Source organism: Haloarcula sp. H-GB5 (genome assembly GCF_054850705.1).
The window spans coordinates 719,496-736,168 of the sequence record NZ_JBTWBG010000001.1 but is presented as its reverse complement, the minus strand read 5'-3'; the positions used below and the strand labels follow the sequence as shown (position 1 = coordinate 736,168).

The following is a 16,673-nucleotide window of genomic DNA, read 5'->3' as shown; positions in this document are numbered from 1 at the left end:
CACTGCTGCTGGCGGCTGTGCGGTCGCGGCGGGCATACCGCTCGCCGATGGCGAGCGGTTTCATCCCGAGCGCGCGAGGAGAGGGGGGTGACGTAAAAAGGTACTACTGGAAGCGCACGCCGAGGTCGTGCAGACCGTCGTTGTGGCGAGCGACGTTGATGAGAAGAGGTGTCAGTCCCTCGATTTCGGCGGCGTTGGCGAGCGGGCCGCCGTCAAGCGCGCGAATCCCGTCGATGCCCTCGGCGAGTTCACAGACAGTGTCTTTGGCGTCAGTGTCGTCGCCGACGACGATGGTGTCCCAGTCGAGGTCGGCGTCGAGGTTAGCGAGGCGACCGGCCGCGAGGTTGTGGAAGGCACCCACGACGGGGGTGTCGTCGGGGGCGGCGTTGGCGGCCAGCTGCGTGACGCTGCCAGCACCGGGCCGGTTGTAGTGGAAGCCGTCCTCGTCACGTTGCATCCCGACAGCGGGGGAAACGAGCGTGGTGTCGTCGAGTTCGTCGGCAACGGCGTCGATTGTGTCCGTGAGGTGGTAGGCCGGGACGGCAGCGACGACCACGTCGGCGCGGGCGGCGGCCGCCTCGTTACCCAGACCGGCGATTGACACGTCGTCGTGGCCGCGGCTGGCCAGTTCTGCCTCGTACTCCTCGGCTTTGTTCGCCGCCTTCTGGGCTTTCCGGGAGCCGATGATGATCGTGTGGTTGGTGTCGTCAGCCCAGCGGAGGGCGAGGCCTTGGCCGATGTCTCCAGTACCGCCAAGCAACGCGATGTCCATACTTACGGCGTAGGCCGACCACTGAATAAACGTTGTGTGACAGGTTCCCTCAGGTGTACGTCTCCCAGGCCTGGTCGAACCCGCCAGCGAAGGCGACGTACAGCGCGCTTCCGAGGCCCGCCAGATAGCTGACCCACTGCGTCGCGACGCCGACGGCTGACGTGTCCCCGAGTGCGAGCGCGAAGACAGTCGAAATCGGAACCATCACGAAAAAGAGGACGATGATGAACATCCCGACACGGCCCGGCCGGTGGACGGATTCGAGGACCTGATCGTGCTCACGCATCGTCCAGTAGGCCGCGACGAGACCGAGTAGCTGGCAGATAACGGCATACAGCGGCACCAGATCGACCGACGGCTCGCGGATGACTGCACCCCCGACAAGCCCGGCCCAGATGCTTACCAGCAGCGCCCAGCCGAACGTCGGCAGTCGTCGCATACCCGAGGTCTCTGTTCCGTCGGTGAAACCGTTGCCGTTTACAACCAGTCGGTGGCCGACGCCCCGGAACCCCAGTTATGCCGTGTCGAGAAGCCCGGGGAGGTCGGTGACCGATTCGATGACGGCACTCGCGCCGTTGTTGGCGAACGTCTGGCGGCCGGCGTCGCCGGTCAACCCACCGGTCAGGACGCCGATGCCGTAGTAGACGCGGTCGTCGTCGGCTTCGTCGGCGTTGACCGCCGTCGCCACGTCGTCGAGGGTGTCCCCGGCGAAGGCGACTCGTTCGGCGTCGAAGCGCTCGGCGAGCGTCCGCAGGGCGGCGGGGTGGGGCTTCCCTTCCTCCCAGTCGTCCATGGTGAAGCGGTGCTCCCCGGGAAGTTCGAGGCCGACGCGCTCCAGCGCGATGTCTGCCTCGGCGGCCGGGCGGCCGGTAACGACGCCGACAGCGAAGCGGTCCTGCAGGGCCGACAGCGTCTCGTCGTCGACCAGTAACGGCTCGTCGTGGATGTAGCCCGGCGCGGCAAACGGCGGCTCGCCGCCCTCGATATCCCGGTAGAGGTCGGTCCCGAGATACAGCGTCTGGAACACGTCCCGGAGCTGTTCGCGGTCCCAGGCGTTGAAAACCCGCGTCTCGGCCGGGTCATCGAGCAGGTCACGGACCACTGCCTCGGCCGCGTCGAGACCGCCGCCACGCTCGGCGATAGCGTCAGTGAACGCCGCTATGTCGGCGACAGTCGACTCGCGGCCGGCGAGAACGAACAGCGCCGCCGCGTAGGTCAGTTCCCAGTCGTTGTTGAATCCGCCGGCATCCTTGAACTGCTGGACCGCCGATTTCTCGATCGTGTCGCCGTACACCCGGTCGATGGATTCGATGATCGCCCGGCGATAAGAGTCGGCCACGTCCACCAGCACGCCGTCGATGTCGAGGACGACCGCGTCGATTTGCATGGGCGAGCGAAGGCAGTCCTCACTCAAGCGCCTTGCTATCTTTCGCCCGGTACAGCGTCTCCCCGCCACGGAGCTGCTCGCGCTCGGCGGCGACCGTCGGCTGGTCGCCGCCCAGCGTCGTGAACCAGAACGCCGCTCCGACGGCGTCGGCAACGGTCAGCGTCGGCCGGTGCAGTTCAGGCGGGAGATTCCGGGCGAATACGATGTCTGAATCCACATACACGGACTGATCAGGATCGAGAATATCATCCACGACAAACTGCACCCCGTCGGGGACCTCCCGTTCGACGATGTCCGTCGCGGTCACAGCCACGCCCCGCTCGGCTAAAGCATCGGCCACGTCAGGGTGGTTTCCGATGCCGACCTCGACGACGGAATCGACGGACGCCAGTCGGTCGACGAGCGGGTCGGTGGTGTCGGTCACGTCGTACAATTTATGAGATGCGGGCGCATATGCGTTCCCATGCACGTCGACATCGTGCCGGTGGGCGAGGTCTCAGCCCAGGTCAAACGCGAGGCCTCGGACGGACTCCGCTCCGTCTACGACTGTGAGGTCTCGATGCACGAGCCACAGTCCATTCCCGCCGGCGCGTACGATGGGGACCGCGACCAGTACCGCGCAGAGGAGTTTATCGACCTCGCCCGCCGGGTCGGCTCTGGCGGTAAGAACATCGCTATCACGCCGAAAGACCTCTTTTACCGCCGTCGAAACTACGTTTTCGGGCTCGCGTACCTCGGTGGCTCCGGCAGCGTTATTTCCACGTACCGGCTCCAGACATCCTCCGATGGCGGCTTCTCGAACCGCTCTGCCGGTGAGATCTTCTCACAGCGGGTTCGAAAAGAGGTCGTCCACGAGGTCGGCCACACGCTCGGGCTGGAACACTGCGACAACAAGCGCTGCGTGATGAACTTCTCCCCCACTGTCCGACAGGTCGACGTGAAGGAAGTCTCGCTGTGTGGCTCTTGCCAGCGAAACGTGCTGTAGTTTGCGAACGGATACCAAACTGATTCGGTATAGCGCCTACACTTCTGTGGTACTTGTACACATACGCGATGAGCAAGAGTCAGTCCCCCGAACGCGTTGCGGAACTGCGAGACATCTTCGTGACGGTCACTGGTGATGAAGCGGTTACTGAGTCTCAGACAGACGAGCAAACGGACCGCGAACTCGACCCTGACGAGGAGTTCGATCCAGAAGAAGTCGCCGACGGGTTAGACGATGCGGTTGCGGGGTCTGAGACGGGCAGTGACAGTGATCCCGCGGCGTAATTCTCGTAGGGTATAATGCGGTCCAATCCTGCTGTCTCCAGTCCCGACCACGCTGTGCCTACGGCGCGTAGTAGTACTCGCCGGCGTTCTTCTGCTCGCGGTCCAGTTGCGAGTCGGGCTTGTTGATTCGCGGCCGGGAGGTCCGCTCGTCGCGGCGGAACGTGATGTCGAGGTTCTGGAGGAACTCGTTCATGCCCTCGCGCATACCCTGTGGGGGCGCGGCGTGGCCGTTCTTGGCCGGCTCGCCGTCGAAGACGAGCAGGCGGTCGGCCAGCAGGTCGATCATGTAGATGTCGTGATCGATGACCATCGCCGTCGCGTCGTGGTTCTCGGCGTAGCGGCGGATGGCGGAGGTGGCCATGACGCGCTGTTCCACGTCCAGATGGGCCGAAGGCTCGTCAAGCAGGTAGAGGTCGGCGTCCTTCGAGAGGCAGGCCGCGATGGCGACCCGCTGGCGTTCCCCGCCAGAGAGGTCGGTGAGTTGCTGTTCCATCACCGACTCAAGCTGCAGCGGCTGGGCGATTTCGGTGTTCCAGTAGGAACTGCCGAAGTCGTCCGTAATCGACGCGAGGAACGCGTCGACCCGCATCGGCTGATCGATCTCGATGTACTGGGGCTTGTAGGCGATGTCGAGGCTGGTGTCGATGTCGCCCGCAGTCGGTTCCAGCCGGCCGGCGAGCATCTTCGCGAACGTGGACTTCCCGATCCCGTTCGGGCCGACGACGCCCAGCACCTCGCTCTCGCGGATGGTGCCGGCATCGACGGACAGCGAGAACTCGCCGTCGCCGTAGCTCTTCTGGAGTTCGGGGTACTCGATGACCACGTCGCCGGTGGAGGCGGTCCGCGGTGCGTGTTCCTCGAACTCGATTTCCGTCTGGCGGACGCGCATGTTCTCGTTTTCGAGGTAGCCCGAGAGGTACTCGTTGATGCCCTTCTTCGTCGATTTGGGCGGCGTGATGATACCGAACGCGCCGGGCGTCCCGTAGGCGACGTTGATGTTGTCCGCGAGCAGATCCAGAATCGCGAGGTCGTGCTCGACGACGAGCATCGAGCGGTCCTCGTCTTCGGCGAGTTCCCGGATGAGCCGCGCGGCGGTCATCCGCTGGCCGATGTCCAGATACGGCGTGATCTCGTCGAGGAAATAGAAGTCGGCGTCACGCGCCAGCGTGGCGACGAGCGCGACCCGCTGGAGTTCCCCGCCCGAGAGGTCGTCGATGTGGTTGTCGACGACCGGGCCGATGCCGGTTCGCTCGATGAGATAGTCGAGGTCGCCACGTTCGTCAGTCTGGTCGAGTAGCTGCCGGGCCTTGCCGTCGAACTGGTCCGGAATCCGGTCGACGTACTGGGGCTTGCGAGCGACGGTCACGTCGCCGTCGCGCATCTGTTCGAGGTACTCCTGCAGGGCGGTGCCGCGGTACTCGTCGAGAATTTCGTCCCAGTTCGGTTCCTCGCCGTAGCGGCCCAGATTGGGCTGCATCTCGTCGGCGAGGATCCGCACAGCGGTGGTCTTCCCGATACCGTTCGGGCCGAGAATCCCGGTGACCTGCCCCTCAGCAGGGCTTGGGAGCCCGTACAGCGCGAAGGCGTTCTCCCCGTAGCGGTGGACCGGCTCGTCGGTCAGCTCCTGTGGGAGGTTGATGATCTCGATCGCGTCGAACGGACACTTGTTCACGCAGATACCGCAGGACTCGCCCAGACAGATTTCCTCGGAGATGCGGACCTGATCGGGCTGGCCCTCGAAAGGCTCGTCCTCCTCGTACTCGTCTTCCCGCTTGACGATGCACTCTTTCCCGCTGCGGTTGGGCGGGCAGTAGTTCATGCACTCGTAGTTACAGCGGTCGGGCTGACACCGCTCAAGGTCGACGACGGCGATACTGTCCTCGGCCATCGTTACGCTCCCGTCGTCAGCAGGATGCCCCACGAAACGAACCACAGTGCGAACGTCATGAAGCCGACGTAGAGCACGTCCTTCGTCGAGAGGTCGTCCGTGTCGATGCCGATCACCCGCAGAATCGGGAACTGTGCTGCGATAGCGACCGCGAGGACGAGCACGCCTTGTGGGTCGTTTGGCGTGGCCGCTAGCGCGTTGGAACCGAACGCGGCGGCGATGCCAGCGACGGCTGTCAGCGTCGTGACAGAGAGCCCCCGCATATGGGAGCTCATTCCGTCCGCCGTTTCCGTAGCCATACCACACGTTCCACTACCCGCAACCAAAAGGTGCGCGGTTCAGCACTGTGACGCGGTCGCGAATGCATGTGCCGGTGAGACTGACTCCTCAATCTTTATGCGCCCGGCGCTTGTGATTACGGGTAATGACGGACTCTGATGGGGAGGCCATCGCAGACCTTCCGCCGAGCGCAAAGCTCGTGTACAAGGTTCTGGAGTACGACGGCCCACTGACACAGAAAGGCATCGTCGAGGAGTCGATGCTTTCGGCACGGACCGTCCGCTACGCTCTGGAACGACTCGACGAAGTCGGTGTTATCGAAGAAGACGTGTACTTCGCCGACGCGCGACAGAACCTCTACGAGATTACCGAACAACCGGCAGAAGCAGACGCCGCAGTTTCGGACTGACTCGCCTTCTCGTTCGTTGTTTCCCAGCGCGGTCAGGAGCTTGCAGTTACAGCGACGCGACCACGTCGTCCGTCGTTGCGATCGTCGCGAACTCACCACGCAGTTGCGCCAGCGCCGTTCGATGGACGAGGTCCGGTTCGAAGCGTTCCCCGTCGAGCGTTCGGTCGAACGTCGCCGTCGCGTCGCCCGGGACGACGACATCGAACCCGCGGTTTTCGGCCATCCGCGTCGTCGTTGAGACGCAGTGGTCGGTCGTCAGGCCACAGACGACGAGCGTCTCGGAGGCGTTGTCGTGGAGCCAGTCCGCCAGTCCGGTGTCGATGAACGCGCCGTTGACGCGCTTCTCAAACGTCGCTTCCCCCGAGTCGGGCCCCAGTTCAGGTTTGAACGCGAATCCCGGTCCACCGCGTCGAAGCGGCGACTCCGGCTCCGTCGAGTTATGCCGGACGTGCGCAACTGGCAGACCGCGCTCTCGCCACGCTGTAAGCAGGCGTGCCGCGTTCGCCTCGGCGTCGGGGTTGCTCCGCGTCCCCCACGCCGGGTCGTCGAACCCCTGCTGGAAATCCACCAGCACGAGTACTGGCGTCTCTGGTAATGCGACCATTTCAGTCGGCCGGCTCCGGTGCGGGTGTCTCGACGAGCCACTTCGATTTCGGATGCTCGCGCGTCACAGTCATCGGACATTCCTCCGGCGACGCGTCCTCGTCCGACGACAGCATGTACTGGGGCCACTCCCGGTCGCCCTCGACGCCCCAGTCGCCCAGATCGGCGTGAGGACAGACGCCGTCGTACTCCTCCAGTCGTCCCTGAATGACATCGCGGGCGTGCTGACCGGCCTCGGTGTCGGCCGTGACGTTCAGGTCCTCGAACAGCGCCCGTGGCTGGAACGTAATTTCCAGCCCGACCGGACAGTAGCGGCTCTTTCGCGTGTCGTAAAACGGCGCGCGGCAGGTCGGAAACATCGGCTTGCCGCCGAAACAGAACTCCCAGTGGGGGTCGTCCGGGTCGGTCGGAATATCCTCGGGCCACGGCTCCGGGTCGTGGACGTGGAGGAACTGAAGAATGTGCCAGAGTCGGTCGTGGTACTCGGCCTCTGTCAGTGGCCGTTCGGGTGGCCGGAAGAAGGTCACCAGCGAGGCCCGCTCGCTGTGGTCCTGATAGGTGTCGAGGTACTTCAGTAGCGTCTGGCCAAGGTCGAACAGCGCGTCCGGGTCGCTCATCGACGGGACGGCCGTGTACAGCGGCTCGCCGTCTCGAACTGACTCCGCGCCGAAGAAACAGGGGAACGGAGAGCCGTTTCGCTCACCGGTCAACCCCTCGCGGAAGGTCCGCCAGTGGGCCCCGACCCACTCTGGCGCGTCGCCACGCTCCACTCGGGCGGCCAGCGTCTCCTGGTCTTGTAACTTACCGACGACTGCATCGGTCATAGCTACACTGTCGTGTTCCAGCGGAATTTAGCTGTCGTTTTCGCCGGCTCGGCCCCATTTTCCCGGCGATAACCGCACGACTGGCCTGCTCGCCGAACCCTACGACGGCACGACGGTAATCGTGCTTCCGCGGTCGATAGCTCGCTCCAGTTCCTCGGCGATGCCCGACCCGCGCGAGACCTGAATCTCGCCGCCACGGGAGACGGTCGCGGTAAAGAGGTACTCGCCGTCGGCCTGCAGTTCGACCGTATCGCCGGCGTGACCGTCGAGCGGCACGATGACGTGCCGGGAGGTGACCTCCGGCTGGACGATTTCGCCCTGCTTGCCGCCGGACTCGGTCTGGGGACCGCCTGACTGCCCGGAGGGGCGTTCCTCGAAGGTCCGTACGTCGATGTCGATACCAAGGCGGTTTTCCACGTCGGAGATACGGCCGCCGCCCTTGCCGATGACCTGCGAGATGTCGTCGTCCTCGACCCAGACGACGGCGGTGTTCGGGCCACGGAGTTCGACCTCGACGTGGCCGCGAGCGATAGAGCGAATCTCGCGTTCGACCTCCTGTTTGGCGAGGCGGTCGACGCCGGAGTCTGGCTGGTCCTCGTCGTCGTTCAGCGGGACGGTGACGACCTGCCGGTTGAACGTGTAAATCTCGTATTCGGGACGGCCGGTCTCGAAGTCCTTGACCATGATGACCGGTCGCGCGAGGTCTTCTTCCATGAGTCCTTGCGGGACCTTGACCTCCGTCGACACGTCGTAAACCGTGTCGACCTCTCCGGCTTCGATGTAGACGACGGTGTCGACAATCTGGGGGATGAGCCCCAGTTCGACGCGGCCGATGAGTCGCTGGAGCGCGTCGATGGCGCGAGTCGCGTGGACGACGCCGACCATGCCGACGCCGGCCAGCCGCATGTCCGCGAACACTTCGAAGTCGTCGGTCTTGCGCACCTCGTCGTAAATGGTGTAGTCCGGCCGGACCATCAACAGCGAGTCAGCGGTCTTCTCCATCGAGCCGCCGAGTTCGGTGTATTGCGTGATGTTCGGGCCGACCTGGAGGTCCCGCGGTTTCTCCATCGTCTTGACTGCGTAATCGGCGTCGACGAGGAACTCGCCGACCGCCTGCGCGAAGGTGGACTTCCCCGCCCCGGGCGACCCGGAGATGAGGACGCCGCGCTGGTGTTCGGTGAAGCGGTCCCGGAGTTCGTCCGCGTACTCGTAGTCGTCCAGTTCGGTCTTGACGATGGGCCGGACGGCCGTGATTTCGAGTGCGTCCGAGAAGGGCGGTCGCGCGATGGCGATTCGGTAGTCCCGGAACTGGGTGATGGTCATGCCGGGCTCGTCGAGTTCGAGGAAGCCGTCCGGTGCGGCGCGTGCGCTCTCCTCGATGTCGGCGGCGTACTCCCGGAGTTCGCTTTCTGTTGCGGGGTCATCACGGATCGGTGTGTACTGCATGTCGCCGATAGAGCCCTTCTTGGCGTAGGGCTGGACACCGACCTTGAGATGGACGCTCATCGTCCCCTCATCGAAGAAGTTCTCGATCTGCAGGCGGTCGACCGTCCGCTTTACCGACTCGACGAACTCCACTTCGAGCCCCTTCGCACGGGCGACTTCGGCCTGTACGTCGTCGCTGGTCACGAGCGTCGCGTCGCGGTCACCGGCGATGTCCCGAATGAGCGCGTCGATCTGTCCCTCGCCGGCCTCACGCTTCTCGATGGCGTCGGGCCGTCGGCCGACGTACTCCACGTCGATGAGGCCGTCTTCGGCCAGGTCGACGAGCGTCTGGAGTTCTTCGAGCCCCTCCCAGCCTGTCTCGCGGCCGTCGTTCGCCTGTGCTTCGAGTTCGCCGACGACGGCCTCGGGAACGACGACCGTCGCGCCGGCAAAGCCCATGCCATCGACATCCGTGTCGGGGTCGGCATCAGCCTTCACTTGGTCGGACACGCGGCCGTCGATGACCACGCTCGTGTCCGGTACAATTTCCATACGCGAACGTTGGAGACTGCCGTTGATAAGGGTGTGGAGTCTCCCGCTCCGGACCGACGTTTGACAGTGAATAGTGTGCCTGCTCACTCCGGGCCTGGCACACGGGTGGTGTCAGCCGCGCGCAGGCGAAACAACGACCGCTCCTTGCCGTGGGATTCAATCATCACATCCGATTGTTCGGTGAGCCATGTCGGGACAGCAGCGACGTGGTCAGCGTGCGCCTGTGGGCTCGCATCGCTGTCGGGCCGGAGGCGCGCCGGCTCCGAGTAATGTGTGATTGGCCGGACGCTATCCCACGTTTCCCGGGCCAACTCGAACCCCGCACGATAGGTGAGCCCGCGGTCAGTGAAGCTGTGATGGTGATAATCGAACGTCACAGGAATATCGACCTGACTGGCGACATCCGTGACCAGTTCTTGGACGCTCCACAGCGACTCGGCGTCGTCGTTCTCGACAGTCAGCCGGTCGCGAGCCCGCGGCGCAAGGTCGCTGAGGACATCGCAGAACCGGTCGGCTGTCGCCGCCTTGTCACCGTAATGAGCGCCGATATGGACGTTAATCGCGTACCGCGGCGACCGCGGGAGCCCCATCAGGTCCAGCCAGCGGCCGTGGTGTTCGACCGACTCGACGGAGCGAGCGACGGTATCCTCGGACTCGCTCGCCAGCTTACACCAGTGGCTCGGGTGGAAAGTCAGGCGCATATCGTTGTCCTGTATGAGCGCGCCACACTCCGCTGCCAGTGACTGGACCCGCTCGTAGTTCGGCAGGGCAGTAATGTCGAACTGTGAGTTCCACGGGACGAGTTTGGAGCTACAGCGATAGAAGTCGATGCCGTGGTCGTGGTTCCACAACAGAATCTCGCGAAGGTCCTCAAAGTTCTGCGCAGCGAGCGTGGCCGCGTACTCGATACCCTCGGACTCCCAGGTCTTCTTCTGCATGTCGCGATTGCACCGTCGAGGCGGGTCACGCTCTCGGAGCGTCCGGTTCATCGCAGCGTAGCCCAGCATTACCCGAGTATTGCCGCTCGGGACACACAGGTGTTCGGTTCGAAACGGACACCGGAAGTCTCAGCGAAAACCGCGCCCTTCCAACCCGTTTCAGGGCTGATACAGAGTCATCGAGGGACTGACGCCCACCATTCGGATCGGGTCGGCATGGACCGGCCAGCCAACGCGAGCGTCGCCTGCCGCGGATTTTTGTTCCGCCGGCTCCCGACCCACGAATATGGATACACTTGCGTCGCTGGCTCAGGACCTCGTTTCGATCCCCAGTCACGACGACGAAGCGGCTGCTGGGGAGTATATCACATCGTGGCTCCGGGAGCACACCGATACACGCGTCAGCCGCGATGACCACGGCAACGTTATCGCCCGCAAGGGTCAGGGCGACGACTCGCTCGCCCTCGTCGGCCATCACGACGTGGTCCCGCCGGACGAATCGCAGGTCGATGCCGACGACGAGTACGTCGTCGAACAGCGCGACGGCCGCCTCTACGGCCGCGGCGCGGCGGACATGAAAGGGTGTGTCGCTGCGGCGATGTTGGCCTTCCGGGACGCCGACCCCGCCGGCGAACTGGTCTTCGCCTCCTTCGTCGGCGAGGAACAGGGCGGTATCGGCTGTCAGGCCGCTATTGAGGATGGGTTCGCGCCCGATTACGCCGTCGTCGGTGAGGGGTCGACTGGCTACTCCGCACCCGGAACGACAGACGTGGCCGTCGCGCACAAGGGCCGGCGGGGATCGACTCTCGTCGCCGAAGGCGCGGCGGCCCACGCTAGCGAACCCGCCGTGGGCGCGAACGCAATCTATCGTGCAACCGACGCCGTCGACGTGGTCCGGGACCTCGACTTCCCGTCGACGACCGTGCTCGGTCACGAGATGAGCGGGAGCGTTGCCGTCACCGAGATCGACGGGGGATCAGCTTGGAATGTCATCCCCGAGCGCTGTGAGATCACGGTAGACGAGCGAACGGTCCCCGGCGAGCGCGCGCCGCTGGACCGAGTCGAAGCTGTCGACGGCGTGTCCTGGCGCGTTGACCAGGACCTCCCGCCGATGGCCTGTGGGGACGCCGACTTCGCGGAGAGGGTGCTGGACGCCGCTACCGCGGCTCAGGACGCTACACCCGAACACGTCGTCAAACCGCACGCGACCGATGCCGGCTGGCTCGCCCAGGCCGGAACGGACTGCGTCGTTGTCGGCGCGGCCGAACCCGGCGAGGCACACACCGCCGACGAGAGCGTGTCGCTAACCGTCGTCGAACGATGTCGGAACGTCTACGAGCGCGTCGCCGAGTCGTGGCCGTCCGAGTGATCGGCGACTGTTCCGTGTCGCCTTGATATGCCCTGTTAGCCAGTGCACCCCTTACCGGCGGCATCGGGTCTTTACCGTCGCCGGCCTAACCCCGCCGTATGGCAACAGCGAGCGAGGACAGCGAGTCCACGTACGAGCAGTTTCTGGATCACGTCCGCCGCCTCCACTACGTCCAGGACGCCGGCGGCGTCCTCAACTGGGACCAGCAGGTGATGATGCCCGACGCCGGCACGCCGGCCCGGGCGAAGCAGACCTCCGCCATCTCCACGCTCCATCACGAACTGCTGACTGACGACGACTTGGCCGACTGGCTGGACGAACTCGACGATGCCGACCTCGACCCCGAGCAGGCGGCTGTCGTCCGGGAGGTCCGGCGGGACCACGAGCGGGCCACCAAGGTTCCCGCCGATCTGGTCGAACGCATTTCCGAGGCGTCCTCGAACGCCCTGCCGGTCTGGAAGGAGGCCAAGGCCGAGGACGACTTCGACGCCTTCGCTGACACGCTCGAAGAACTCGTAGAACTCCGCCGGGAGTACGCCGCCGCCATCGACCCCGACCGTGACCCCTACGAGGTGCTGTTCGAGGAATACGAACCGTACCTTGGCATCGACACCGCCGAGGACGTGCTGACGGACCTGCGAGACGCGCTCGTCCCGCTCATCGACGACATCGCCGACAGCGACGTGACGCTTGCGGACCCGTTCGAGGGGACGTACGACGACGACACACAGCACGCCCTCGTCGAGACGGCGCTGGACACGCTAGGGTACGACTGGGACCGCGGCCGCCTCGACACCGCGCCCCACCCGTTCTCGATGGGGACGCAGTTCGACGCCCGCGTCACTACCCGATTCACCCCCGAAGAACCGCTGGACGCGCTGGGCTCGACCATCCACGAGTTCGGCCACGCCACCTACACGCTCGGCCTGCCACAGGAGCAGTACGGCACGCCGCTGGGCGACAACCGCGACCTCTCGGTCCACGAGTCACAGTCCCGCTTCTGGGAGAACCACGTCGGTCGTTCACGCCCGTTCTGGGACTTCTTCACCGAGACGGCCAACGATCACCTCGGGACTGACGCCACCGCCCAGCAGTTCTACGAAGCGTTCAACGAGGTGTACGACGACAATCTCATCCGGGTCGAAGCGGACGAACTGACTTACCATATGCACATCATCGTCCGCTTCGAAATCGAGCGCGACCTCATCCGCGGGGACCTCGACGTGGCGGACGTGCCGGCGGTCTGGAACGACAAGATGGAGGAGTATCTCGGCGTCCGTCCCGACACCGACGCCGAGGGCTGTCTGCAGGACATCCACTGGACCAACGGGTCCTTCGGCTACTTCCCGACCTACACGCTCGGGTCGGTGCTGGCCGCGCAACTGGACCACCACGCTCGGCAGGACATCGACGGCTTCGACGACCACGTCCGCGCCGGCGAGTTCGACCCGATCCACGACTGGCTCACCGAGAACGTCCATCAGCACGGCGCACGCTATCGGACTGACGACCTCGTCGAAGAAGCGACTGGCGAATCCTTCACCGCTGAGCACTTCCTCAACTACGCCGATGAGAAGTACCGCACGCTGTACGACTGCTGACACGATGGTCGACGAACGCCGTTCCAGATATCGACTCTGATACTATTGGGCAACTCGTTTTATATTCCCCGTCCATTGTGACGACTACTATGGCTGAGAGACCGACGGAAAATGTACGGGGCCAAACAGGTTCGGGGATCGACGACAATATCGACGCGGACATTCAGAGTGATATCTCGGAGAATATCGACACGGAGGCCGGCTACAGTCACGCCGCCGCAAGCGAGATTCAGACGATGCTGTCCGAGTTGGAGGGGTCGTCAGTCGGCATCGCGGAGGAAACCGCCGACATCCGCGAACAGGCCGCCGAGCAGTACGAGAGCCTGACAGACATCGCAAACGAAGTGTCGAACCTCTCTGCGTCGGTCGAGCAGATCGCCTCGTCGTCCGAAGAGGTGTCCGCGGCCTCCCGCGAAGCGAAGGAACTCGCCGAGCGCGGGCAGGGGAACGCTGACGATGTCCACGAGGCGATGGAGAACATCCAGCAGGCGGCCGACAGCGTTGCCGAGGACGTCAAGACGATTCAGGAGAGCGTTCAGGAGATCGACGAGATTGTCGACGTCATCAACGACATCGCCGACCAGACCAACATGCTGGCGCTGAACGCGTCCATCGAGGCCGCTCGCGCCGGCGAAGCGGGTGAGGGGTTCGCCGTCGTCGCAAACGAGGTCAAGAGCCTCGCCGAGGAGTCACAGGAGCAGGCGACGACTATCGAGCAGATGATCGATGGCATTCAGGACGATACCGAAAACGCCGTCGAGAGCCTCGAAGAGAGCAACGAGGAGATCGACGATGGGATCGACACCGTCGAGGAATCGACCGAAATTCTCGAAGAGATCGACGACACCGTCCGCGAAGTCAACAACGGTATCGAGGAGGTCGCGACGGCCACGGACCAGCAGGCCGCCTCGACCGAGGAAGTGGCCAGCATGATCGATCAGTCCGCGGACACAGCCAAGGATATCGCCGACAGCACGGCCGATATCGCCGACGAATCCGATGAGCAAACAGATCTGCTCACCGAGATCAATCAGGCGATAGACGACCTCGTTGCGGACCTCCAGCGCAACAACTGAGTCGGCTGGACATCTCGGCCCTACAGCTCAAAACACTCGAGACGAACCAGTCGTTTATTTCTCCGGGTGGCGTACGACCACTATGCGACCGGATCTGGACCCAGAACAGCTTGACCGCTACTCCCGGCACATCATCATGAACGACGTCGGGCCGGAGGGCCAGGCCGCGCTGCTCGACACCGATGTACTGGTCGTCGGGGCCGGCGGCCTCGGCGCACCAGTCCTCCAGTACCTCGCGGCTGCGGGCATCGGCCGGCTCGGGATCGTTGACGACGACGTGGTCGAGCGGTCGAACCTCCAGCGGCAGGTCATCCACGGTGATGACGACGTTGGCCGGCCAAAGGTCGACAGCGCCGCCGAATTCGTGACCGGGCTCAACCCCGACGTGACCGTCGACCGCCACGAACTGCGGCTGGCGCGGGAGAACGCGACCGATCTAGTGGCCGACTACGACATCGTCGTCGACGCCTCCGACAACTTCGCCACGCGCTTTCTTGTCAACGATGCCTGCACGCTCTCGGGCACGCCGTTCTCCCACGGGGCGATCTTCCAGTTCGAGGGGCAGGTGACGACGTTCTCGGGCGACAGTCCGTGTTACCGCTGTCTGTTCCCCGAGGCCCCACCGGAGGGCACCGTCCCCGACTGCGCGACTGCGGGCGTTCTCGGTGTCCTGCCGGGCACTATCGGATGCATGCAGGCGACCGAAGTCGTCAAACTCGCAATGGACTACGGTGAGACGCTGGAGGGGCGACTCGTCGCCTACGACGCCGCCGAGATGTCCTTTGAGGAGATTCCCGTCGCCGCCAATCCCGACTGCCCGGTTTGTGGCGACGACCCCGCTATCGCGAGCATCGCCGACGCCAGCTACGAGGGTCGTTGTTCACTCGCCGAGGACTGACTGGCACCGTTCCGTTCTCCCGTCTAATTCTCACGGCTGATACTGTGGAACCGAGGTTTATCCACCGATAGCCCAGAGTAACGGTATCGCCTCACATGTCCCAGCCCGACCACGCCTCTCACCCCCTCTCAGTTCGCTTTGAGAAGCCCAGCTACGTCGAACTGGTGTTCTCGCTGGTGCTCGTCTGGGGCTTCGGCGACGCGCTGTCGACGCTGTTCGCTGCGCAGTTCGCCGGGCCGGGGCTGGAGGCCAACCCGTGGATACGAGTCCTCCTTATCCACGAACCGCTGCTCGTGATTGCGCTGAAGATGGCAGTCGTCCTCTACGTCGGCGTCGTCCTGCTCGAATGTCGTGACGTGGTCGAGCGGGTCCCGCTGTGGCGGGCCTGGCTCCTGTCTGTCGTCGCCCTCGGTGCGGTCGTCGTCCTCGGCAACACGTACGTCGGTTTGGCCGCAGCCGCCGCTTAGGCCCGAACTGTCCCGAGTTCTACGACGGCGTCCCGCGGCGGTGTCTCGAACAGATCTGGGTGGACGAGCGCCGCCAGAAACTCAAGCGTATCCACAAGCCGCGGCCCCGACCGATTCACGTAGTGGTGGCCGTCCATCACGTACGTCCGGCCGTCCCGAACCGCAGTCAGGTCGTCGAACCCGGGTCGTCTGGTCAGGTCTGTGAGGTTCTCGCGGGTCTGTGCCACGTCGAAGCCACACGGTGCGGCCACCAGCACCTCTGGGTCGTATTCGACGACTTCCTCCCACTCGCGCGGCCGGGAGTGAGCGCCGGCTTCCTCCATCCCGTAGGTGCCGCCCGCCATCTCGATCATCTCCGGGACCCAGTGCCCGGCAGCCATCACCGGGTCGAGCCAGTCGAGTACCGCCACGCGAGGGGCCGTCTCGGCCCGCGTCGCTGTCGTTTCCACTGCTGCGACGCGGTCTCGGAGGTCCGCAACGAGTTCGGCGGCGCGCTCGTCGCGCTCGACCGCCGCGCCGACCCGGTGGATGGAGTCGAACAGGTCGTCGAGACTGTGGACATCGAGTGTCAGTACGTCGGCGTCCAGCCCCAGTTCCTCGACGGCTTCGGCGACCACCACGTGGTCGACGGCGCACACGTCACAGACGCCCTGAGTGACGATGAGGTCGGGGTCCAGTTCCGCGAGTGTCTCGTGGTCGATGGCGTAGACGCCGTCACTCTCTTCGGCAGCCGCGACCTGCTCGTTGATCTCGCCGCTCGACGCCTCCGGGTCGATGCGCGACCGATTGACCGACGGCTTCTCGCGGGCTGCCGGCGGATGGTCACATTCGTGTGAGACACCGACCGGCTCGACGCCGAGCGCGTAGACAATCTCCGTCGCCGAGGGCAGGAGCGTGACGACTCGCATACCCTGAC

Annotated in this window: 19 protein-coding genes; 8 read left to right on the top strand and 11 right to left on the bottom strand. The window is 64.6% G+C overall.

All coding sequences use genetic code 11. The features are described from left to right. Nucleotides 1-103: 103 nt before the first annotated feature. The 4 genes from npdG to ACYJ11_RS03850 form a co-directional block, all read right to left on the bottom strand. Complete coding sequence (gene npdG / locus ACYJ11_RS03865; RefSeq protein ID WP_188974909.1) at nt 104-772, bottom strand: NADPH-dependent F420 reductase; 669 nt, start codon at nt 770-772, stop codon at nt 104-106. Nucleotides 773-821: 49 nt separating this feature from the next. Next, nucleotides 822-1,211, bottom strand: a complete 390-nt coding sequence (locus ACYJ11_RS03860; protein WP_461646789.1) for a hypothetical protein — start codon at nt 1,209-1,211, stop codon at nt 822-824. Between the two features lie 75 nt (nt 1,212-1,286). Further along, complete coding sequence (locus tag ACYJ11_RS03855; protein ID WP_461646788.1) at nt 1,287-2,159, bottom strand: TIGR01548 family HAD-type hydrolase; 873 nt, start codon at nt 2,157-2,159, stop codon at nt 1,287-1,289. A gap of 19 nt (nt 2,160-2,178) precedes the next feature. After that, nucleotides 2,179-2,592, bottom strand: coding sequence for a UPF0146 family protein (locus ACYJ11_RS03850; protein WP_461646787.1), 414 nt, complete (start codon nt 2,590-2,592; stop codon nt 2,179-2,181). A gap of 30 nt (nt 2,593-2,622) precedes the next feature. Here ACYJ11_RS03850 and ACYJ11_RS03845 point away from each other — a divergent pair, with 30 nt between their 5' ends. Both ACYJ11_RS03845 and ACYJ11_RS03840 read left to right on the top strand, forming a co-directional pair. Then, on the top strand, nt 2,623-3,144 hold the full coding sequence (locus ACYJ11_RS03845) for an archaemetzincin family Zn-dependent metalloprotease (RefSeq protein ID WP_004514915.1): 522 nt from the start codon (nt 2,623-2,625) through the stop codon (nt 3,142-3,144). Between the two features lie 68 nt (nt 3,145-3,212). Continuing rightward, on the top strand, nt 3,213-3,428 hold the full coding sequence (locus ACYJ11_RS03840) for a hypothetical protein (protein WP_188974901.1): 216 nt from the start codon (nt 3,213-3,215) through the stop codon (nt 3,426-3,428). A gap of 58 nt (nt 3,429-3,486) precedes the next feature. On the opposite strand, the gene ACYJ11_RS03835 is transcribed toward ACYJ11_RS03840, so the two are convergent. Beyond that, nucleotides 3,487-5,316: a ribosome biogenesis/translation initiation ATPase RLI gene (locus ACYJ11_RS03835; RefSeq protein WP_461647371.1), complete on the bottom strand. Its 1,830-nt coding sequence runs from the start codon at nt 5,314-5,316 to the stop codon at nt 3,487-3,489. A 2-nt stretch (nt 5,317-5,318) separates the two neighbouring features. Then, nucleotides 5,319-5,615, bottom strand: a complete 297-nt coding sequence (locus tag ACYJ11_RS03830) for an EMC6-like membrane protein (RefSeq protein ID WP_170097020.1) — start codon at nt 5,613-5,615, stop codon at nt 5,319-5,321. Nucleotides 5,616-5,740: 125 nt separating this feature from the next. On the opposite strand from ACYJ11_RS03830, the gene ACYJ11_RS03825 reads away from it, so the two are divergent. Further along, nucleotides 5,741-6,004, top strand: coding sequence for a winged helix-turn-helix domain-containing protein (locus ACYJ11_RS03825; protein WP_005537476.1), 264 nt, complete (start codon nt 5,741-5,743; stop codon nt 6,002-6,004). A 46-nt stretch (nt 6,005-6,050) separates the two neighbouring features. Here ACYJ11_RS03825 and ACYJ11_RS03820 read toward each other — a convergent pair whose 3' ends face one another. The 4 genes from ACYJ11_RS03820 to uvsE all read right to left on the bottom strand — a co-directional run bounded on the left by ACYJ11_RS03820 (nt 6,051) and on the right by uvsE (nt 10,415). Continuing rightward, nucleotides 6,051-6,608, bottom strand: a complete 558-nt coding sequence (locus tag ACYJ11_RS03820) for a cysteine hydrolase family protein (protein WP_461646786.1) — start codon at nt 6,606-6,608, stop codon at nt 6,051-6,053. A 1-nt stretch (nt 6,609) separates the two neighbouring features. Beyond that, nucleotides 6,610-7,431: a YqcI/YcgG family protein gene (locus tag ACYJ11_RS03815; RefSeq protein ID WP_461646785.1), complete on the bottom strand. Its 822-nt coding sequence runs from the start codon at nt 7,429-7,431 to the stop codon at nt 6,610-6,612. A 99-nt stretch (nt 7,432-7,530) separates the two neighbouring features. Further along, a complete protein-coding gene (locus ACYJ11_RS03810; protein WP_461646784.1) occupies nt 7,531-9,408 on the bottom strand; it encodes an ATPase, T2SS/T4P/T4SS family in 1,878 nt (625 codons plus the stop codon). Nucleotides 9,409-9,491: 83 nt separating this feature from the next. Continuing rightward, the gene (gene uvsE / locus ACYJ11_RS03805) at nt 9,492-10,415 is read right to left on the bottom strand and encodes a UV DNA damage repair endonuclease UvsE (RefSeq protein WP_461646783.1); all 924 of its coding nucleotides are present in this window, start codon (nt 10,413-10,415) and stop codon (nt 9,492-9,494) included. A 217-nt stretch (nt 10,416-10,632) separates the two neighbouring features. Between uvsE and ACYJ11_RS03800 the strand changes: the two genes are divergently transcribed. From ACYJ11_RS03800 to ACYJ11_RS03780, 5 genes are all read left to right on the top strand, one after another. Continuing rightward, nucleotides 10,633-11,715, top strand: a complete 1,083-nt coding sequence (locus tag ACYJ11_RS03800) for a M20 family metallopeptidase (RefSeq protein ID WP_461646782.1) — start codon at nt 10,633-10,635, stop codon at nt 11,713-11,715. A 98-nt stretch (nt 11,716-11,813) separates the two neighbouring features. Next, nucleotides 11,814-13,316 (top strand): carboxypeptidase M32, encoded by a 1,503-nt coding sequence (locus ACYJ11_RS03795; protein ID WP_461646781.1) that lies wholly within the window; start codon nt 11,814-11,816, stop codon nt 13,314-13,316. 89 nt (nt 13,317-13,405) lie between these two features. Continuing rightward, nucleotides 13,406-14,392 carry a methyl-accepting chemotaxis protein gene (locus tag ACYJ11_RS03790; protein ID WP_461646780.1) on the top strand — a complete coding sequence of 329 codons (987 nt, stop codon included), beginning with the start codon at nt 13,406-13,408 and terminating at the stop codon, nt 14,390-14,392. A gap of 82 nt (nt 14,393-14,474) precedes the next feature. Then, nucleotides 14,475-15,290 (top strand): SAMP-activating enzyme E1, encoded by an 816-nt coding sequence (gene ubaA, locus ACYJ11_RS03785; protein ID WP_461646779.1) that lies wholly within the window; start codon nt 14,475-14,477, stop codon nt 15,288-15,290. A 95-nt stretch (nt 15,291-15,385) separates the two neighbouring features. Then, complete coding sequence (locus ACYJ11_RS03780; protein WP_461646778.1) at nt 15,386-15,757, top strand: DUF5658 family protein; 372 nt, start codon at nt 15,386-15,388, stop codon at nt 15,755-15,757. Here the strand turns inward: ACYJ11_RS03780 and ACYJ11_RS03775 are convergent. Then, nucleotides 15,754-16,665, bottom strand: coding sequence for a cobalamin-binding protein (locus tag ACYJ11_RS03775; RefSeq protein WP_461646777.1), 912 nt, complete (start codon nt 16,663-16,665; stop codon nt 15,754-15,756). The two genes, ACYJ11_RS03780 and ACYJ11_RS03775, sit on opposite strands and share 4 nt — an antisense overlap. Nucleotides 16,666-16,673: the final 8 nt, after the last annotated feature.

Coding starts and splice junctions, on each gene's coding strand:
- ACYJ11_RS03825 (WP_005537476.1), top strand. CDS start 5,741: ATGACGGACTCTGATGGGGAGGCCATCGCAGACCTTCCGCCGAGCGCA.
- ubaA (WP_461646779.1), top strand. CDS start 14,475: ATGCGACCGGATCTGGACCCAGAACAGCTTGACCGCTACTCCCGGCAC.
- ACYJ11_RS03780 (WP_461646778.1), top strand. CDS start 15,386: ATGTCCCAGCCCGACCACGCCTCTCACCCCCTCTCAGTTCGCTTTGAG.
- ACYJ11_RS03840 (WP_188974901.1), top strand. CDS start 3,213: ATGAGCAAGAGTCAGTCCCCCGAACGCGTTGCGGAACTGCGAGACATC.
- ACYJ11_RS03820 (WP_461646786.1), bottom strand. CDS start 6,608: ATGGTCGCATTACCAGAGACGCCAGTACTCGTGCTGGTGGATTTCCAG.
- ACYJ11_RS03855 (WP_461646788.1), bottom strand. CDS start 2,159: ATGCAAATCGACGCGGTCGTCCTCGACATCGACGGCGTGCTGGTGGAC.
- ACYJ11_RS03830 (WP_170097020.1), bottom strand. CDS start 5,615: ATGGCTACGGAAACGGCGGACGGAATGAGCTCCCATATGCGGGGGCTC.
- ACYJ11_RS03815 (WP_461646785.1), bottom strand. CDS start 7,431: ATGACCGATGCAGTCGTCGGTAAGTTACAAGACCAGGAGACGCTGGCC.
- ACYJ11_RS03810 (WP_461646784.1), bottom strand. CDS start 9,408: ATGGAAATTGTACCGGACACGAGCGTGGTCATCGACGGCCGCGTGTCC.
- ACYJ11_RS03860 (WP_461646789.1), bottom strand. CDS start 1,211: ATGCGACGACTGCCGACGTTCGGCTGGGCGCTGCTGGTAAGCATCTGG.
- npdG (WP_188974909.1), bottom strand. CDS start 772: ATGGACATCGCGTTGCTTGGCGGTACTGGAGACATCGGCCAAGGCCTC.
- ACYJ11_RS03790 (WP_461646780.1), top strand. CDS start 13,406: ATGGCTGAGAGACCGACGGAAAATGTACGGGGCCAAACAGGTTCGGGG.
- ACYJ11_RS03835 (WP_461647371.1), bottom strand. CDS start 5,316: ATGGCCGAGGACAGTATCGCCGTCGTCGACCTTGAGCGGTGTCAGCCC.
- ACYJ11_RS03800 (WP_461646782.1), top strand. CDS start 10,633: ATGGATACACTTGCGTCGCTGGCTCAGGACCTCGTTTCGATCCCCAGT.
- ACYJ11_RS03795 (WP_461646781.1), top strand. CDS start 11,814: ATGGCAACAGCGAGCGAGGACAGCGAGTCCACGTACGAGCAGTTTCTG.
- uvsE (WP_461646783.1), bottom strand. CDS start 10,415: ATGCTGGGCTACGCTGCGATGAACCGGACGCTCCGAGAGCGTGACCCG.
- ACYJ11_RS03775 (WP_461646777.1), bottom strand. CDS start 16,665: ATGCGAGTCGTCACGCTCCTGCCCTCGGCGACGGAGATTGTCTACGCG.
- ACYJ11_RS03845 (WP_004514915.1), top strand. CDS start 2,623: ATGCACGTCGACATCGTGCCGGTGGGCGAGGTCTCAGCCCAGGTCAAA.